Raw genomic sequence first — 16,138 nt, 5'->3', positions numbered from 1 at the left:
ATCGAGGACAGCGCATGACCGAGGACCAGACCAGCGAACAGCCGGCCGAGGCCAGCCCGACGGCCGGGAACGAGCCGGCGGCTCCCGCCGCCGAGGCTCCCGCCGCGGCTTCCGACCCCGCCGCCGAGCGGATCGCGGCGCTGGAGGCCGAGTTGGCCAAGCTCAAGAACGACCTGCTCTATGCCCATGCCGACACCGAGAACGTCCGCCGCCGCCTGACCCAGCAGGCCGAGGATCGCGGCAAGTTCGCGGTGGCCAACATCGCCAAGGACGTGCTGTCAGTGGCCGACAACCTGCGCCGGGCGCTCGACGCGGTGCCGGCCGAGGCGCGCGAGGGCGACGCGGCGGTCGCCTCGCTGGTGGTCGGGGTCGAGATGACCGAGCGCGAGCTGCTCGCCACCTTCGAACGCCACGGCATCCGCAAGGTGGTGGCCAAGGGCACCCGCTTCGATCCCAACCTGCATCAGGCGATGATGGAGGTCGAGGAGCCCGGCCAGATCGAGGGCACGGTGGTGACCGAGCTCCAGACCGGCTACACCCTGCACGATCGCCTGCTGCGCCCGGCCCTGGTCGGCGTCGCCAAGGGCGGCCCCAAGGCCGGCGGCGGCAATCTCGACACCTCGGCCTGACCGCTCCGTCCCGGGTTCCCCCCGGCCCCGCTCCGCCCCGGCGGTGGCGGGGACTGGGGTGGTTACCCGATGATAACCGGAGATGGCGGCCAGATTCCCTCTGTCGCGGCGTGGCGAAGCCGCTATGATCGCCCCATCCCGGTCCTGACCTGACGAGGAGACGGCAGGCGATGTTCGACGACCCGGCTGCGGCGCGCAGCCTGACCCCCCGCACCGATCGGATCGAGGCGCGGGCCAGCGGTCTGCTCGGCGATTGCCGCCGCGCGTTCCACGCCTTCGCCGCCCTCAACGAGCTGGCGGAAAATCTTCGCGTCCTGTCGCTCAACGCCGAACTGGCCGCCGGCCGGGCCGGCGACAAGGGGCGCGCGGTCCGCGCCCTGACCCAGTACACCCGCGAACTGGTCAACCGGCTGGCCCAGCTCCAGGACGAGATGGAAGCACTGCGCGGACGCACCTTCGCCCTGTCCTCGACCGTGCTGCGCGGCCTGCAACAGATGGCGCTGTTCGAGCAATCCTGCGCCCTGTCGCTGCGCCATGACGGCGAGGACGGCGTCGCCGGCCGCGCCTTCCTCGACGCCAGCGCCACCATGGTCGAAACCCTCGACGGGATGGCGCTGACCGTGCGCGACCTCGCCCGCCGCGCCCATGCGATCGAGGAGGTGGTCAGCCAGTCGGATTCGATCGCCACCAACATCGCGATCGAGGCCGCCGCCGCCGGCAGCCACGAAAAGGAATTCCGCACCGTCGCCGAGACCATGCGGCGTTATGTCGAGGAATTGCGCCAGATGATCGACGAGGCGGCCGACGCGGTGCGCCGGGCCGGCGATCGCGGCGAGGCGCTGCGCCGTCTCAGCCTCGACACCCTGGACGAACTGAAGGGCGTCGGCTGACCCCCGCCGCCAGGAAAGGGTTCCCCTCCGAATGAAGTGCTTTTCCCTGTTCCGCCGCGAGGATCACAGCTGGCAGGCGTTCGGCCAGGACGCCGACAAGCCCGACCGCGTCATCGACACCAACCAGTATCTGGTCCGCTCGGGCGACGCGGCGATCCTGCTTGATCCGGGCGGGATCGAGGTGTTCCCGGCGATGCTGGCGGCGCTGACCCGCGAGATCGCGGTCGAGGAGATCAAGGCGCTGTTCCTGTCGCACCAGGATCCCGACATCGGCTCGTCGCTGCCGCTGTGGCGGCGGGTGTGCCCGCCCGGCCTGACCGTCTATCTGCCCTGGCTGTGGGAAGGCTTCGTCTCGCATTTCGACCGCGAGGCCACCTTCACCCGCATCCCCGACGAGGGGATGGAGATCGCCCTGTCGCCCGCGCTGAAGCTGCGGCTGCTGCCGGCGCATTACCTGCATTCCTCGGGCAATTTCCACGTCTACGACCCGGCGGCGCGGATCCTGTTCTCGGGCGATGTCGGCACCGCGCTGTTCCCCGACGGCCAGCGCCCCAACGGCATCTACGTCACCGATTTCGCCCGCCACATCCCGGCGATGGAGCCGTTCCACCGCCGCTGGATGCCCTCGCCCGCCGCCCGCGACGCCTGGATCGAACAGGTGTCGCGGCTCGAGATCGACATCCTCGCCCCCCAGCACGGGCTGGTGTTCCGGGGCGACGACGTCAAACGCTTCCTCGACTGGTTCGCCGGCCTCGACCTCGCCGCCGGCCTCGGCGCGTTCCGGCACGCGGCGACATAAGCGGGGCTGCCGCCCCGCACCCTGCTCGGGGAGCCAAGCTCCCCGAACCCCTCCCTTTTTATCGATAAAATCAAAGGGGGTCCGGGGCATCGCCCCGGCCGGGCCCGCGGGCGGGAGCCCGCGTAACTCATTGGTATTGCGCGCGAAGCGCGCGGTCGGGAGCCCGCCTCTACACCAGCAGCAGCGCGCCGCCCTCGGTTTCGGCCAGGAAGGTGACCAGCCCGCCCGGCGCCAGGGTCACGTCGCGGCGCAGATCGGCCTCGGTCAGCCCCAGCGCCCGCAGCCCCATCTCGCACACCATCAGCCGCGCCCCCAGCGCGGCGCAGGCGGCCAGCAATTCCTCGAACCCGGCGACGCCCCGGGCGCACAGCGCGGCGTCGGCCTCGGCCGGGGACGGCTGGCCCGGCAGAACGGCGAGACGGGTCCAACCATCGGCCGCCTCCAACGCCCGCACCGCCGCCATGCTGAACATCAGGGTGACCGGGCGGTTGACCGCCAGGGCAGCGGCGGCAATCGCCAACCCGTAATGCACCCGGTCATAGAGGCCGGATTCGACCAGCAGCCCCAGTTTCTCAGCCATGGCCGCCGCAGACCGGGCAGGCTGGATCGGGCGGCAGGCGGACGATGCTGACCCGGGCCGACAGCGCGTCGTAGCGCAGCAGCCGGCCGGCCAGGCTGTCGCCGATCCCGAGCAGTTCCTTGACCACCTCGATCGCCTGCATCGCCCCCAGCGCCCCGGCGACCGCCCCCAGCACCCCAGCCTCGGCGCAGCTGGGGCCGTCGCCGCCGGTGGCCTCGGCCGGATGGAGGCAGCGATAGCACGGCCCGCCGGGGCGGAAGGTGGCGAGCTGGCCCTCGAAGCGGCGGATCGCCGCCGATACCAGGGTCCGGCCGGCGCGGCGGCAGGCATCGTTGACCAGGAAGCGGGTGGCGAAATTGTCCGAACCGTCGGCGACCACATCCTGGTCGGCGACCAGGGCGGCGACGTTGGCCTCGCTCAGCCGCTCGCGCCGGGCGATCAGCCGCACATCGGGATTGAGGGCGGCGATGCTGGCCACCGCGCTGTCGACCTTGGCCTGCCCCAGCCGCTCGGTATTGTGCAGCACCTGCCGTTGCAGGTTGGACAGTTCGACCACGTCGTCATCGACCACCGTCAGGGTGCCCACCCCGGCGGCGGCGAGATAGAGGATCAGCGGCGAGCCGAGCCCGCCCGCCCCGACCACCAGCACCCGCGACTGGAGCAGCCGGGCCTGACCGACCCCGCCGATCTCGGGCAGCAGGATGTGGCGGGCGTAGCGGTGGGTCTGCGCCTCGGTGAAATCGAGCCCGCTCACGATCCGATCAGCTCGATCAGGGCGCGCACGGTGTTCTCCGCGCCGTCGGCGATGGTGGCGATCGGCGAGGACAGCATGTAGCAGGGCGAGGTCGCCAGCTTGCGGGCGCGATCGACCACCACCTCGGCCCGGCCGGCGACACGGTGGCGGGCGCCGGCCGCCTCGATCGCGGCAGCGGTGGCGGGATCGTCGCCGATGGTCAGCTCGACCCCGTCGCCGAGGATCCGCGCCAGCACCGCCGGGGCGATGCACAGCGCGCCGACCGGCTTGCCGGCCGCCACCATCGCCCGCACCGCGCGCTCGACCCCGGGATCGACCGTGCAGGCGGCCCCCTCGGTGGCGAAGCTGCTGAGATTCTTGGCCGCGCCGAAGCCGCCGGGCAGGATCAGCGCGTCGGCCTCGGCCGGATCGAACGTCGCCAGATCGGCGATCTGGCCCCGGGCGATGCGGGCGGATTCGACCAGGACGTTGCGGCTTTCGCCCTGGGCGACCTGCCCGGAGAGATGGTTGACCACATGCATTTGCGGACGGTCGGGCGCATAGCAGCGATAGCGGCCGCCCAGGCGGTCGATCGCCAGCAGGGTCAGGACCGCTTCATGGATCTCGCTGCCGTCGAACACGCCGCAACCGGACAGGATCACGGCGAAGCGCGGATGCTGGGTCATCGAAACCTCCCTGTTGGCGCCGGGCTGGCGGCCGATTATACGAATTCCCGCCGCCGGGGCCATGGTCTATCCTTGCCGCCACTCTTTCCGGACTTGCCCAGGAGGCCCGCATGACCCGCGCCTACGACCGGCTCGAAACCCGCTTCCACCAGGCCTCGGTGATCGGCGACGCCCTGTCGATGCTGCACTGGGACATGGCGACGATGATGCCGGACGGCAGCGCCGAATCCCGCGCCGAGCAGATCGCGGTGCTGCGCGGCCTGCACCACCAGATCCTGGCCGCCCCCGACCTGCCCGATCTGCTCGACGCCGCCGGGGCCGAAGACCTGGAGGACTGGGAACGCGCCAATCTGGCCGAGATGCGGCGCGACTGGGTCCATGCCGCCGCGCTGCCGCCGGCCCTGGTCGAGGCCCTGGCCCGGGCCGAAGCCGCCTGCGAGATGGCGTGGCGCGAGGCCCGCGCCAACGCCGATTTCCCGGCGGTACTGCCGACCCTGCGCCCGCTGCTCGGGCTGGTGCGCGAGGTGGCGGCGATCAAGGCCGAGCGGCTGGGGGTCGATCCCTATGACGCCCTGCTCGACCAGTACGAGCCGGGCGGGCGCGCCGCCGCGATCGAGGCGGTGTTCGACCCGCTCGAAGCCTTCCTGCCCGGCTTCCTGGCCGAGGTGCTGGAGGCGCAGCGGCGCAACCCGCCGCCGGCCGCGCCGCCCGGCCCGTTCCCGGTCGAGCGTCAGCGGGCGCTGGGGATCGAGATGATGACCCGGCTCGGCTTCGATTTCAGCCATGGCCGGCTCGACGTGTCGCACCATCCATTCTGCGGCGGCCATGCCGAGGACACCCGCATCACCACCCGCTACGACACCGCCGATTACGCCTCGGCCCTGCTCGGGGTGATCCACGAGACCGGCCACGCCCTCTACGAGTTCGGCCTGCCCGGCGGCCGCTGGCGTCACCAGCCGGTCGGCCGCGCCCGGGGGATGGTGCTGCACGAATCCCAGTCGCTGCTGTTCGAGATGCAGGTGGCCCGTTCGCGCCCGTTCGTCGCCTTCGCCGCGCCGCTGATCCGCGCCGCCTTCGACGGCGCCGGACCGGACTGGACCGAGGAGGCGCAGTACCGGCGCGGCATCGCCGTCAGCCCCGGCTTCATCCGGGTCGAGGCCGACGAGGTGACCTACCCCGCCCATGTCATCATCCGCACCCGGCTGGAACGGGCGCTGATCGCCGGCACGATGGATCTCGACGACCTGCCGACCGCCTGGGGCGAGGGCTATCGCCGCCTGCTCGGCCTGACCCCGCCCGACGACGCGGTCGGCTGTCTCCAGGACATCCACTGGTACAGCGGGTCGTGGGGTTATTTCCCCACCTACACCCTGGGGGCGATGGCCGCCGCCCAATTGTTCGACGCCGCCCGCCGCGCCCTGCCCGAGCTGGAGGCCGGACTGGCCCGGGGCGAGGTGCGGCCGCTGCTCGACTGGCTGCGGGGCGCGATCCACCAGCGCGGCTCGTCGGGCTCGACCGCCGAGCTGCTGACCGCCGCCACCGGCCGCCCGCTCGACCCGGCGGTGTTCGTCGCCCATCTGCGCCGGCGCTATCTGCCATGAGGCCGATGTTCTTTTTCGGCACCCTGATGGACCCCGACGTGCTGGCGACGGTGCTGGGCCATCCGCTCGACGGCCTGACCATCGCCCCGGCGACGGTGCGCGGCCAGTTGCGCCGGCACGTCGCCGGCCGCTCCTATCCGATGCTGGTGCCGCATCCCGGCGGCCGGGTCGAGGGCCATCTGGTCGAGGGTCTCGATCCCGACGACCGCGCCCGCCTCGCCTATTACGAGGGATGGGAATATGACGTCGGCCCGGTCGCGGTGACCGCCGCCGACGGCCGGACGGTGACGGCGGAGATGTATGTCTGCCCGCCCGAGGTGGCGGCCGACCGCCGCCCCTGGCGGCTCGACCGCTGGCAGAGCGTGCACAAGGCCGGCTACCTGCCGCGCCTGCGCCGGCTGATGGCCGGCTTCGAAACCGGCGGTCCACGTCCGCCGCTGTCTCCCGGCGCCGTTCGAGGCCACCGCGCCGCCTAAGACGGGCTCCGCCCGCGCCCGCCAAGGGCCGCAAGGCCCTTGGAACCCATTGGGAGTCGGGCGCGGACCGGCCTTTCAGCTTGGGCGCGGGTATTTGCCGCGCGAAGGGCAAGGAAGGGGTTCCAAGGGCCTTGCGGCCCTTGGCGGGCGCGGGCAGAGCCCGCGTAACGCGTCGGGATGGCTCAGCGCTTGATCCCGCAGGCCTTGTCGGCGGCGGCGAGGGCGGTGCCGAAGCCGTTGAGAGGGATGGTGGCGCTGAGGGCCGCCCCCTTGGCCGGGGTGGCATGCAGCGAGGCATCCTTGGCCTTGCGCAGGGCGGCGATGATCGCCTTGTCGGTATCGGCGTCGCGCGCCCAGGCCCGGTCGCCCCGGGTGAACAGGACGTGCTTGACGGTGCCGATCTGGAGTTCGACGTCGGATTCCTTCTTGAAGCCGTAGCTGCCGTTGAGGCTGACCTCGTCCTGGCTCTTGGCACCGGGGCGATGGGTGACGATCAGGAAGGTCGAGGTCTTGCCGCTTTCGCCGCCGGTGACCTTGGTGGCGGCGGCGGCGAGATAGCAGGTCTTGGCGGCGCCATCGCCATAGGCGAAGGCCTCCCACGATCCGAAGCTGCCCAGGCGCTTGGACGCATCCGCCGCGGCCTTGTCCGCGGCGACGGCGGGGCCGAGCAGCCACAGCAGCGAGAGCGCGACAACGGTGGCGAGACGGGAGATCATCGGCGGCCTCCAGGAGGAAGAAAAAGAATCAAAAGGGCCCAACCTCTCGGCCGGGCCCTTCGACAGGGTCGTGTCGTTGCCCGGTTTAGGGCAGGACGATCTCGACGCGACGGTTCTGCGGCTCGCGGACGCCGTCGGCGGTGGCGACCAGCGGCGAGGACTTGCCCTTGCCGACCACGTCGATCTGCGACGCCGGGATGCCCTGCTTGACCAGCTCGGCCTTGACCGCGTTGGCGCGGTTGACCGACAGACGCTGGTTGTAACGCTCGCTGCCCGACAGGTCGGTGTGACCGGTCAGCTCGATGCGGGCGGCACCGGTGGTGCGGGCGGTGGTGGCGGCCTGCTGGATGATGCGCGAGGCTTCCGGGGTGATGGCGGTCTTGTCGAAGTCGAAGAACACCATGAAGTTACGCTTGGCCGCGACCGGCTTCGGCGCCGGCGGGACATAGGCCGGGGCCGGCGGCGGGGCCGGCGGGGCGGCGATCGGCTCGGGCGCCGGCTGCGGCGCGGAACCGAACTTGTAGGTGAAGCCGACCAGCACCGCGTGGTCGTGATACTCGTTGCTCAGACGGGTGCCCGGCGCGACGACATTGGCCTTGGTGTCGTAGTCGAGGGTCGAGAAGTAGCGGTACTGCGCCTTGAGGGCGACGTTGTGGGCGACATCGACACCGACGCCGGCGAAGCCCTGATAGGCGAACTGCCAGTCGTCGCCGTGATAGACCTTGGTGCCGTTGACGGTCACGCTGCCGGCATCGACATTGGCGACACCGACGCCGACGCCGACGAAGGGATGCACACGGGATTCGGGCAGGAATTCGTAGATACCGTTGACCATCGGGGCGATGACGGTGGTGCTGCCATGGGCGGCGCGGCCATCGGTCTTGTCGACCCCGTTGTCACGCCAGCTCAGTTCGCCTTCGACCTTCCACGGGCCGAACGCGTAACCGGCCTGACCGGCGGCCAGCCAGCCGGTGTCCGAGGTCACCTTGTGGCTCGCGCCGCTCGACGACGAGGTCTTGTTGTCCTCAAGAAAGCTGGCACCGACATCGGCGCCAACATACCACTGGGCATGGGCCAAAGCCGGCATCGCGACAACCGCCGCGGCGGTGGCAAGCATGATCTTGAGATGTTTCATTGGGCAACCTTCCCGACATAGAACAAAGCCGCCGCATCCCGCACGGCAACAGGGCTGGTATAGCGCACGGCGCGAGGGAGCGGCAAGCCACCCGCCCGCCATCGCGGGCGGTTCGGGCGCGACCGTGGCAGATCGGCAACAGTGTGCCGCCCACCCCGGGGGGACGGGAACGCCGGGGCCGGGCCCCGGCGCGCCGTCACGACGCCGACGGCGGAGCCGGCGTCGCGGAGGTTTCGCCCCCCTCCCGCGCCGCCTTGGCCTCCAGACGATGGAAGGCGCTGAGGGCGGTGGGGATGGTGGCGAGATAGGTGATGCCCATCGCCGACAGGGTCAGCCAGGGCTCGGTGACGAGAAACGCGGCCACCAGCCCGACCAGCAACAGGATCGGCAGCACCCACTTGTGGGGGATGCGAACCTTCTTGAAGGAAAAGGTCGGGATCTTGCTGACCATCAGGAACGACACGCCGAGCAGCACCACCGCGACGATCGGGGTGCGGTCGAAGAAGCCGCCGCCGAACTGAATGGTCAGAATCAGCGGCAGCAGCACCAGACCGGCGGCGGCCGGCGCCGGAACTCCGGTGAAGAAGTTCGAGGCGTAGGACGGCAGGCCCGGATCACCGATCATGGTGTTGAACCGGGCCAGCCGCAGCGCGCAGCAGACCGAAAAAAGCAGGACCAGCGCCCAGCCGAACCCCCCGGCGTCACGCATGGTCCAGAAATACAGCACCATCGCCGGGGCGACCCCGAAACTGACGAAGTCCGACAGCGAGTCGAGCTCGGCGCCGAATTTCGAGGTGCCGTGCAGCAACCGGGCCACCCGGCCGTCGAGCCCGTCGAGGATCGCGGCCAGGACCGTGGAGATCACCGCCTCCCGCCACAGACCGTGGGCGGCAAAGCGGATCGAGGTCAGCCCGGCGCAGAGCGCCAGCAACGTCATGACGTTGGGAATGAGCCGCTTCACCGACAGGCCGGGGATGCGGGGCTGGCGCTTGCGAGGAAACATCAGCGGGTCTCGAACGGACGCGCGGGTTCGCTGGAGGCGAGGTCGGTCAGCACGGTCTCACCGCCGACCACCGACTGGCCCGGCGCGACCTGCACCACCGAACCGGCCGGCAGGTAGAGATCGATCCGGTTGACGAAGTGGCTGGTGAAGGTGGTGAAATCGGCCCCCTTCAGGCTGCAGAACGGACCCTTGCACCCTTCCTTGTCGCACAGGGCGATCTTCTCGCCCTTGAAGCGGCGGATCAGGCGGTCGAGGATCGGCTTGAACGGCTCGATCGAGAACTGAAGCACGCCGAAACGCTCGCCGGCGGCCACGGTCTGGCCCTCTTCGAGGCCCAGGGCGACGTCACGGCCGATCGCGCCGGCATAGGTCACCACCGCCACGGTCTTGCCGCCGGCCCCGGCGAACGCGACGCTGGCGCGGGTGTTTTCCGCCTCGACCTCGGGCAGCGAGGTGACGTGGTACTTGCCCTCGACCAGCACCGCCTTGGTGACGGTGGCGTCGAACGGCGCGCGGGCGATCTGCACCGCGCCAAGCCCCCGCAGCACGGTCACACGCGGCAGCGCCTGCCCGCCCAGGCCGAGTTCGGCCGGCGGAACCGCCTGATCGATCGAACCGACGGTGCCATCGACCGCGGCGACGATCAGGCCGTCACGGGTCGGGGTGACGCGCTTGGGGTCGCGGAAGAACCACACGGTCCACAGCGTGGCGAAGAAGCCGAGCCAGCCGAGCAGGCTCCAGATATGGCCGATGATGTAGGCAATCACCGCAACGATGGCGATGAAGGGCCAACCGGCGCGATTGATGGGAAAGGAAAGATGTTTGGCTAGAGTCTTGAGGTCCTGGGTTGACATGGACACCCTCCGGATCATGAGTCCCCCCCGGATGGTCCGGGGCAACGCTCCTTATACCGCCGGGACAGGGGGTTTTCATCTCGAAAACGCCCGCTGCGGCGGGGCAGGCCCCGCCGTTCCGGGGTCGAAACCGTCGCCGCCTCAGCGCGAGGGGACGGTAAAGACCTGACCCGGATAGATCAGGTCGGGATCACGAATGCGATCGCGGTTGGCGGCGAAGATCGCGGTATAGGACACACCCTGGCCGTAGACCCGCCGGGCGATCCGCCACAGCGAGTTGCCGGGGGCCACCACCACCTCGCCGTCGCGCAGATGCAGCAGCGGCTCGCCGGCGGTCCACACCACCTCGACCCGGGCCAGCACCTTGGCGCGGCCATCGACCAGATCGGCCCGCACCCGGTGCGAACCGTCGCCCGGCCGCGCGGCGGCGATGCGCCAGCCGCCCTCGGCGTCGGCCTCGCCGCCGGCAAGGAAACGGTCGTCGAGATAAAGCTGGATCCGCCCCCCGGCCGGCGCCCGGCCCGACACCACCCAGTGGCCGCGTTCGTCGTGATCGATCAGATCGAGGCTGAGACCGCCGCTGAGCGCGCCTTCGGGCCCCTGCAACAGGGCGCTGCCGCCGGTCGGGGCCGATTTCAGCGCCAGCGCCGGACCGCTGCCCGGCTCGGGCACCACCAGCACCACCGGCTCGCCGGTTTCCAGCACCTCGCCGTCGGGACCGGTGGCGCGCAGGCGCAGCTCGCGCGCGCCGGGCGGCAGGGCCCCGGCCGGGACGAACACCCATTCGCCGCGTCCGTCGGCGGTGACCCGCCCCAGTTCGGCGGCGCCGTCGAAGATCTGGACCAGGGCTCCGGGCTGGGCCCGGCCGGCCAGCACCGCATTGCCCTCGGCGCCGACGCGGACCACGTCGAAGGAGGGGCGGCGCGCCTCGGCCACCGCGACGGGGGCGGGCGCCGGCGCCGGGGCGGTGGTGGCGGGGGGCGGGGGATCCTCGCGCTCATGCTGGAAAGCCAGCAGCGCGGCAACGGCCGCGACGGCAAGTCCGATAACGGCGATCAGGGTGGGCCGGGTCAACAGAGCCTCGACTGGCGATGGCGGATACGAGCAACAACCGACCCCGGCGACACTATCAGGTTGCCGTCCGGCTGTCACGACCCCCCAAGCGGCCAGGGCGCGCCCGCCCGCCTTGGCAACGAGGACGGGCAGGCCTATCCTCGACCGCGTTCCCGCCCCCCGCCGGAGACCCGCCGATGTCCATCCCCTCCCCCCTCACCCCCCGCCGCGTCCAGGTCTGGGACCTGCCGGTCCGCCTGTTCCACTGGACGCTGGCCGTCCTGTTCGCGGTGCTGTGGCTGAGCGGCCACAACGGCGCCCTGGCGCTGCATCTCAGCGCCGGAACCCTGCTGCTGACCCTGGTGCTGTTCCGCCTCGCCTGGGGCGTCGGCGGCAGCTTCACCGCCCGCTTCACCAGCTTCGTGCGCGGCCCGGCGGCGGTGCTGGCCTATCTGCGCGACCACCGCGCCGCCGGGATGTGGCCCGGCTTCGGCCACAACCCGCTCGGCGGCTGGAGCGTCAGCGTGCTGCTCGGCCTGCTGCTGCTCCAGGCGACCAGCGGGCTGTTCACCACCGACGACATCGCCACCGACGGCCCGCTGGCCTGGGCGGTGTCGGGCGCCACCGTCAAGACGCTGTCGAGCCTGCACCGCCTCGGCGGCTGGGTGCTGCTCGGGCTGGCCGGGCTGCATGTCGCGGCGATTCTTTATTACCGCTTCGGCCGCGACCAGGACCTGATCACCCCGATGATCGGCGGCGACACCGAGCTTGATCCCGACATTGCCGCCCGCGCCGAGGCGGCGCCGCACGCGCCGGTCACCCGCGCCCTCGGCCTGCTGATCCTCGCCGCCCTGCTGGTCTATGGCGGGCTGGCGATCTGGGGCAGATAGGCGCCGCCCCCGCGCAATCCGGCGGTTTTGCTTGCCAGGACGGCGCGGGGTGGTGTATGGGACCGCCTTTCGGCGCGGCACCCCTGGAGGCCGCGCCCTTTGTCCTGTCAGGAGAGAACCGAAATGTCCGATGCGATCATCATCGCTGCCGAGCCGCGCGAGCTGAGCGGAAAGGGGGCCGCCCGCGCCGTTCGTCGTACCAAGAAGATTCCCGGCGTCATCTATGGCGAGAAGAAGCCCGCCACCCTGATCCAGCTCGACCCCCGCGCGCTGTGGGCCCAGCTGCACAAGCCCGGGTTCTTCACCCAGCTGTTCACCATCGACCTCGGCAACGGCGTCTCCGAGCGCGCCCTGGCCCGTGACGTCCAGTTCCATCCGGTCACCGACCAGCCGCTGCACGTCGATTTCCTGCGCGTGTCGGCCGATCACGCCGTTCACGTCAAGGTGCCGGTCCACGTCGTCAACGAGGACAAGTGCCCGGGCGTCAAGAAGGGCGGCGTGGTCAATGTCGAGCTGCACGAGATCGAGCTGACCTGCAATCCCGAGGCGATCCCGCACCAGATCGAGATCGACCTGTCCGGCGTCGAGATCGGCCATTCGATCCACCTGAAGGACATCGCCCTGCCGGCCGGCGCCAAGCCGTACCATCTGGCGAACGAAGTCACCGTGATCTCGATCTCGGCCCCGACCGTCGCCGCCGCCGGCGAGGAAGCCGCCGCGGCCGAGCCGGCCGCCCCGGCCACCCCGGACGCCAACGCCTGAGATGTGGCTGCTGGTGGGACTGGGCAATCCCGGCCCGGACTACGCCAGAACGCGCCATAACATCGGCTTCATGGCGGTGGACGAGATCGTCCGCCGCCATGGCTTCGGCCCATGGCGGTCGCGCTTCCAGGGCGAGACCGCCGAGGGCACGGTCGGCGGCGAAAAGGTGCTGGCGCTGAAGCCGGCCACCTTCATGAACCTGTCCGGCCAGGCGGTGGCGGCGGCCAGCCGCTTCCTCAAGATTCCCCCCGCCGGGATCCTCGTCCTGCATGACGAGATGGATCTGCCCCCCGGCCGGCTGCGCGTCAAACGCGGCGGCGGCGCCGGTGGCCATAACGGCCTCAAGAGCATCGATTCCCATCTCGGCCCGGACTATCTCCGGGTCCGGCTCGGCATCGGCCATCCCGGCGACCGCGACCGGGTCACCGGCTATGTGCTGTCGGCCTTCGCCAAGGCCGACGAGGCGTGGCGCACCCCGCTGCTCGACGCGGTGGCCGAGGCGCTGCCGCTGCTGCTGTCCGGCGACGAGCCCGGCTTCATGAACCGGGTGACGGTGCAGACCCGCCCGCCCAAACCCAAGACCGAACGGCCCGCCCCGGCCGAGGGCGCGCCCGCGCGCGCCACGACGGCGCCGGCCGCGCCGGCCGGCCGGGCGGCGTCCCCCGATGGCGCCCTTGCCGAGGCTCTGCGCGCCGCCCTCAGCAAAAACCCGAGCAAGGACTGACCCCCCATGGGCTTCAATTGCGGCATCGTCGGCCTGCCCAACGTCGGCAAGAGCACCCTGTTCAACGCCCTGACCGAGACCGCCGCCGCCCAGGCGGCCAATTACCCGTTCTGCACCATCGAGCCGAATGTCGGCCGGGTGGCGGTGCCCGATCCCCGGCTCGACCGGCTGGCGGAACTGGCCAAGAGCCAGAAGACCATCCCGACCCAGCTTGAATTCGTCGACATCGCCGGTCTGGTGCGCGGCGCCAGCAAGGGCGAGGGGCTCGGCAACCAGTTCCTCGCCAACATCCGCGAGGTCGATGCCATCGTCCACGTCCTGCGCTGTTTCGAGGACGGCGACATCACCCATGTCGAGGGCAGCGTCGATCCGGTGCGCGACGCCGAGACGATCGAGACCGAGCTGATGCTGGCCGATCTCGATTCGCTCGAACGCCGCATCGTCCCGCTGGAAAAGAAGGCCAAGAACAACGACAAGGACGCCAAGGCCCAGGTCGAGGTGATGACGCCGCTGCTGGCCGCGCTGCGCGCCGGCAAGCCGGCCCGCACCGTCGGCTTCGACGACGAGGAGCAGCGCCGCATCCTGCGCACCCTCGGCCTGATGACCAGCAAGCCGGTGGTCTATGTCTGCAATGTCGAGGAGGCCGCGGCCGCCACCGGCAACGCCTTCTCCGAGCGGGTCGCCGCCTTCGCCGCCGCCGAGGGCAACACCCATGTGGTGATCTCGGCGGCGATCGAGGCCGAGATCGCCCAGATGGGCACCGCCGAGGAACGGGCCGAGTTCCTGGAAACCCTCGGCCTGGGCGAGACCGGGCTGGCCCGGGTGATCCGCGCCGGCTACGACCTGCTGCACCTGCTGACCTTCTTCACCGTCGGCCCCAAGGAGGCCCGCGCCTGGACGGTGCAGAAGGGCGCCAAGGCGCCTCAGGCCGCCGGGGTGATCCACACCGATTTCGAACGCGGCTTCATCCGCGCCGAAACCATCGCCTTCGAGGATTTCGTCGCCTGCGGCAGCGAGGCCGCCGTCAAGGAAGCCGGCAAGATGCGGCTGGAGGGCAAGGAATACCTTGTCCAGGACGGCGACATCTTCCACTTCCTGTTCAACGTCTGACCCGGCGGCCGCCGGCCCCGCCGGCGGCCTATTCCTCGACCGGCGGCTCCGGCAGGGCGAAGGCGCGGTCGTGATCGAGGCTCGGCACCTTGCGCCGGGCCTCCAGCACCTTCAACGGATCGATTTCCGCCATCACCCAGCCCGGCCGCTCCAGCGCGTCGGCGAGGATCTCGCCCCAGGGCGAGACGATCAAAGCGTGGCCATAGGTCTGCCGGCGCGGGCTGTGGTCGCCGCACTGGGCCGGGGCGAACACGTAGCAGCCGGTCTCGATCGCCCGGGCGCGCAGCAGAACGTGCCAGTGGGCCTTGCCGGTGGTGCGGGTGAAGGCGGCCGGCACCGCCAGGAACAGGCAGCCGGCCTGGGCCAGGGCGCGGAACAGGTGGGGAAAGCGCAGGTCGTAGCACACCGACAGGCCGAGCCGGCCCCAGGGCAGATCGACCGCCACCGCCCGGTCGCCCGGGGTGAAGGTCGAGGATTCACGGTAGCTCTCGCCCAGGCCGAGATCGACATCGAACATATGGATCTTGTCGTAGCTGGCGCGGACCACGCCCGACGGATCGATCACATAGGAGCGGTTGGCGATCATCCCGTCGTCGAGCAGCACATGCAGGCTGCCGATGTGCAGCCAGACATCGATCTCGCGGGCGAGATGGCGAAAGAACGCCAGCGCCCGGTTCTCCGGCTCCGGCTCGGCGTTCAGCACCAGCGCGGTGCGGCCGGATTCCATCATCGCCACGTTCTCGGGCATCAGCACCAGATCGGCCCCGGCGGCGCGGGCCTCGACCGCCTGGGCGGCGGCGGCCTCGCAATTGGCCATCAGGTTGTTGCCGGCGGTGACCTGGATGCAGGCGGCCTTGAACGGACTCATGCGGGGACCTCCTCGCGGGGGCAATCATCGGGGAAGGCGTCGAGACGGCCGAGCGCCTGGGCCACGCCGATCGCCGCCGCCACCGCGACGTTGAGCGAGCGCACGCCGGCCGCCATCGGAATCCGCAGCCGGGCCGCCGCCGCCGCCGCCACCTCGGCCGGCACCCCGCCGCTTTCGCGCCCGACCATCAGGGTGTCGCCGGGGGCGAAGGCGAAACGGTCGTGGCGCGCCTCGCCCGCCGTGGTGAGCAGCACCAGCCGCCGCCCGTCCCCGGCCAGCGCCCGGGCGAAGGCCTCCCAGGAAGGATGTCGCGTGATCCGCGCCGTTTCGATATAATCCATCCCGGCTCTTTTCAACTTCCGGTCATCGAAGACGAACCCGCAGGGTTCGATCACGTCGAGGCCGAGGCCGAAGCAGGCCGACAGGCGGATCAGGGTGCCGGCGTTCTGGGGAATATCCGGCTGGAACAGGGCAAGCCGAAGCGGCTCGCGCGGGCAGATTTCCTGGCGGATCGCGCTCGGCAACGAAAAATCTCCTTGCGCCACGATCGGGCAACGAACGTGCGCCGATCGACTGGCCCCGGCGCGGGAATAGAGTATCATGGCGGCTTGGCCCGGCGCCGAGAGGGC

At 70.8% G+C, this 16,138-nt stretch carries 19 protein-coding genes; 9 read left to right on the top strand and 10 right to left on the bottom strand.

All coding sequences use genetic code 11. The features are described from left to right. The first annotated feature begins 14 nt into the window (after nt 1-14). The 3 genes from grpE to ACFSNB_RS11745 all read left to right on the top strand — a co-directional run bounded on the left by grpE (nt 15) and on the right by ACFSNB_RS11745 (nt 2,318). Nucleotides 15-629 (top strand): nucleotide exchange factor GrpE, encoded by a 615-nt coding sequence (gene grpE, locus ACFSNB_RS11755; protein WP_377316733.1) that lies wholly within the window; start codon nt 15-17, stop codon nt 627-629. 170 nt (nt 630-799) lie between these two features. Continuing rightward, entirely contained in the window at nt 800-1,519 is a 720-nt protein-coding gene (locus ACFSNB_RS11750) for a chemotaxis protein (RefSeq protein ID WP_377316731.1), read from the top strand. 31 nt (nt 1,520-1,550) lie between these two features. Continuing rightward, a complete protein-coding gene (locus ACFSNB_RS11745) occupies nt 1,551-2,318 on the top strand; it encodes an oxygen-binding di-iron domain-containing protein (RefSeq protein WP_377316729.1) in 768 nt (255 codons plus the stop codon). Nucleotides 2,319-2,487: 169 nt separating this feature from the next. Here the strand turns inward: ACFSNB_RS11745 and ACFSNB_RS11740 are convergent, their stop codons facing one another. The 3 genes from ACFSNB_RS11740 to elbB are packed head-to-tail and all read right to left on the bottom strand — an operon-like array spanning nt 2,488 to nt 4,317. Further along, on the bottom strand, nt 2,488-2,898 hold the full coding sequence (locus tag ACFSNB_RS11740) for a DsrE family protein (protein WP_377316727.1): 411 nt from the start codon (nt 2,896-2,898) through the stop codon (nt 2,488-2,490). After that, on the bottom strand, nt 2,891-3,655 hold the full coding sequence (locus ACFSNB_RS11735) for a HesA/MoeB/ThiF family protein (protein ID WP_377316799.1): 765 nt from the start codon (nt 3,653-3,655) through the stop codon (nt 2,891-2,893). Before ACFSNB_RS11735 ends, ACFSNB_RS11740 begins: the two co-directional genes overlap by 8 nt. Next, the gene (gene elbB / locus ACFSNB_RS11730; RefSeq protein ID WP_377316725.1) at nt 3,649-4,317 is read right to left on the bottom strand and encodes an isoprenoid biosynthesis glyoxalase ElbB; all 669 of its coding nucleotides are present in this window, start codon (nt 4,315-4,317) and stop codon (nt 3,649-3,651) included. The genes ACFSNB_RS11735 and elbB overlap by 7 nt, the downstream gene beginning before the upstream one ends. A gap of 110 nt (nt 4,318-4,427) precedes the next feature. Between elbB and ACFSNB_RS11725 the strand changes: the two genes are divergently transcribed. Together ACFSNB_RS11725 and ACFSNB_RS11720 are read left to right on the top strand one after the other, a co-directional pair. Beyond that, nucleotides 4,428-5,918 carry a carboxypeptidase M32 gene (locus ACFSNB_RS11725; protein ID WP_377316723.1) on the top strand — a complete coding sequence of 497 codons (1,491 nt, stop codon included), beginning with the start codon at nt 4,428-4,430 and terminating at the stop codon, nt 5,916-5,918. Next, complete coding sequence (locus tag ACFSNB_RS11720; protein ID WP_377316721.1) at nt 5,915-6,394, top strand: gamma-glutamylcyclotransferase family protein; 480 nt, start codon at nt 5,915-5,917, stop codon at nt 6,392-6,394. The genes ACFSNB_RS11725 and ACFSNB_RS11720 overlap by 4 nt, the downstream gene beginning before the upstream one ends. A 182-nt stretch (nt 6,395-6,576) precedes the next feature. On the opposite strand, the gene ACFSNB_RS11715 is transcribed toward ACFSNB_RS11720, so the two are convergent. The 5 genes from ACFSNB_RS11715 to ACFSNB_RS11695 form a co-directional block, all read right to left on the bottom strand. Then, nucleotides 6,577-7,110: an invasion associated locus B family protein gene (locus ACFSNB_RS11715; RefSeq protein WP_377316719.1), complete on the bottom strand. Its 534-nt coding sequence runs from the start codon at nt 7,108-7,110 to the stop codon at nt 6,577-6,579. Between the two features lie 85 nt (nt 7,111-7,195). Then, nucleotides 7,196-8,245 (bottom strand): OmpA family protein, encoded by a 1,050-nt coding sequence (locus ACFSNB_RS11710; RefSeq protein ID WP_377316717.1) that lies wholly within the window; start codon nt 8,243-8,245, stop codon nt 7,196-7,198. A gap of 196 nt (nt 8,246-8,441) precedes the next feature. Next, nucleotides 8,442-9,248 (bottom strand): CDP-diacylglycerol--serine O-phosphatidyltransferase, encoded by an 807-nt coding sequence (gene pssA / locus ACFSNB_RS11705; protein ID WP_377316715.1) that lies wholly within the window; start codon nt 9,246-9,248, stop codon nt 8,442-8,444. Further along, nucleotides 9,248-10,102: a phosphatidylserine decarboxylase gene (locus ACFSNB_RS11700; RefSeq protein WP_377316713.1), complete on the bottom strand. Its 855-nt coding sequence runs from the start codon at nt 10,100-10,102 to the stop codon at nt 9,248-9,250. Before ACFSNB_RS11700 ends, pssA begins: the two co-directional genes overlap by 1 nt. 141 nt (nt 10,103-10,243) lie before the next feature. Beyond that, nucleotides 10,244-11,176 (bottom strand): LysM peptidoglycan-binding domain-containing protein, encoded by a 933-nt coding sequence (locus tag ACFSNB_RS11695; protein WP_377316711.1) that lies wholly within the window; start codon nt 11,174-11,176, stop codon nt 10,244-10,246. 176 nt (nt 11,177-11,352) lie between these two features. Here ACFSNB_RS11695 and ACFSNB_RS11690 point away from each other — a divergent pair, with 176 nt between their 5' ends. The 4 genes from ACFSNB_RS11690 (at nt 11,353) to ychF (ending at nt 14,641) form a co-directional block, all read left to right on the top strand. Continuing rightward, complete coding sequence (locus ACFSNB_RS11690) at nt 11,353-12,045, top strand: cytochrome b/b6 domain-containing protein (protein ID WP_377316709.1); 693 nt, start codon at nt 11,353-11,355, stop codon at nt 12,043-12,045. A gap of 123 nt (nt 12,046-12,168) precedes the next feature. Beyond that, on the top strand, nt 12,169-12,807 hold the full coding sequence (locus ACFSNB_RS11685; RefSeq protein WP_377316707.1) for a 50S ribosomal protein L25/general stress protein Ctc: 639 nt from the start codon (nt 12,169-12,171) through the stop codon (nt 12,805-12,807). 1 nt (nt 12,808) lies between these two features. Next, complete coding sequence (gene pth / locus ACFSNB_RS11680) at nt 12,809-13,531, top strand: aminoacyl-tRNA hydrolase (RefSeq protein ID WP_377316705.1); 723 nt, start codon at nt 12,809-12,811, stop codon at nt 13,529-13,531. 6 nt (nt 13,532-13,537) lie between these two features. After that, a complete protein-coding gene (ychF, locus tag ACFSNB_RS11675) occupies nt 13,538-14,641 on the top strand; it encodes a redox-regulated ATPase YchF (RefSeq protein ID WP_377316703.1) in 1,104 nt (367 codons plus the stop codon). Between the two features lie 28 nt (nt 14,642-14,669). On the opposite strand, the gene ACFSNB_RS11670 is transcribed toward ychF, so the two are convergent. Next, complete coding sequence (locus tag ACFSNB_RS11670; RefSeq protein WP_377316701.1) at nt 14,670-15,509, bottom strand: carbon-nitrogen hydrolase family protein; 840 nt, start codon at nt 15,507-15,509, stop codon at nt 14,670-14,672. Beyond that, on the bottom strand, nt 15,506-16,033 hold the full coding sequence (locus ACFSNB_RS11665; RefSeq protein WP_377316699.1) for a tRNA (cytidine(34)-2'-O)-methyltransferase: 528 nt from the start codon (nt 16,031-16,033) through the stop codon (nt 15,506-15,508). Before ACFSNB_RS11665 ends, ACFSNB_RS11670 begins: the two co-directional genes overlap by 4 nt. Between the last annotated feature and the right edge of the window lie 105 nt (nt 16,034-16,138).

It is taken from the genome of Phaeospirillum tilakii (genome assembly GCF_042683125.1).
GTDB lineage: Bacteria > Pseudomonadota > Alphaproteobacteria > Rhodospirillales > Magnetospirillaceae > Phaeospirillum > Phaeospirillum tilakii.
This window is presented reverse-complemented; position numbering and strand designations above follow the sequence as displayed.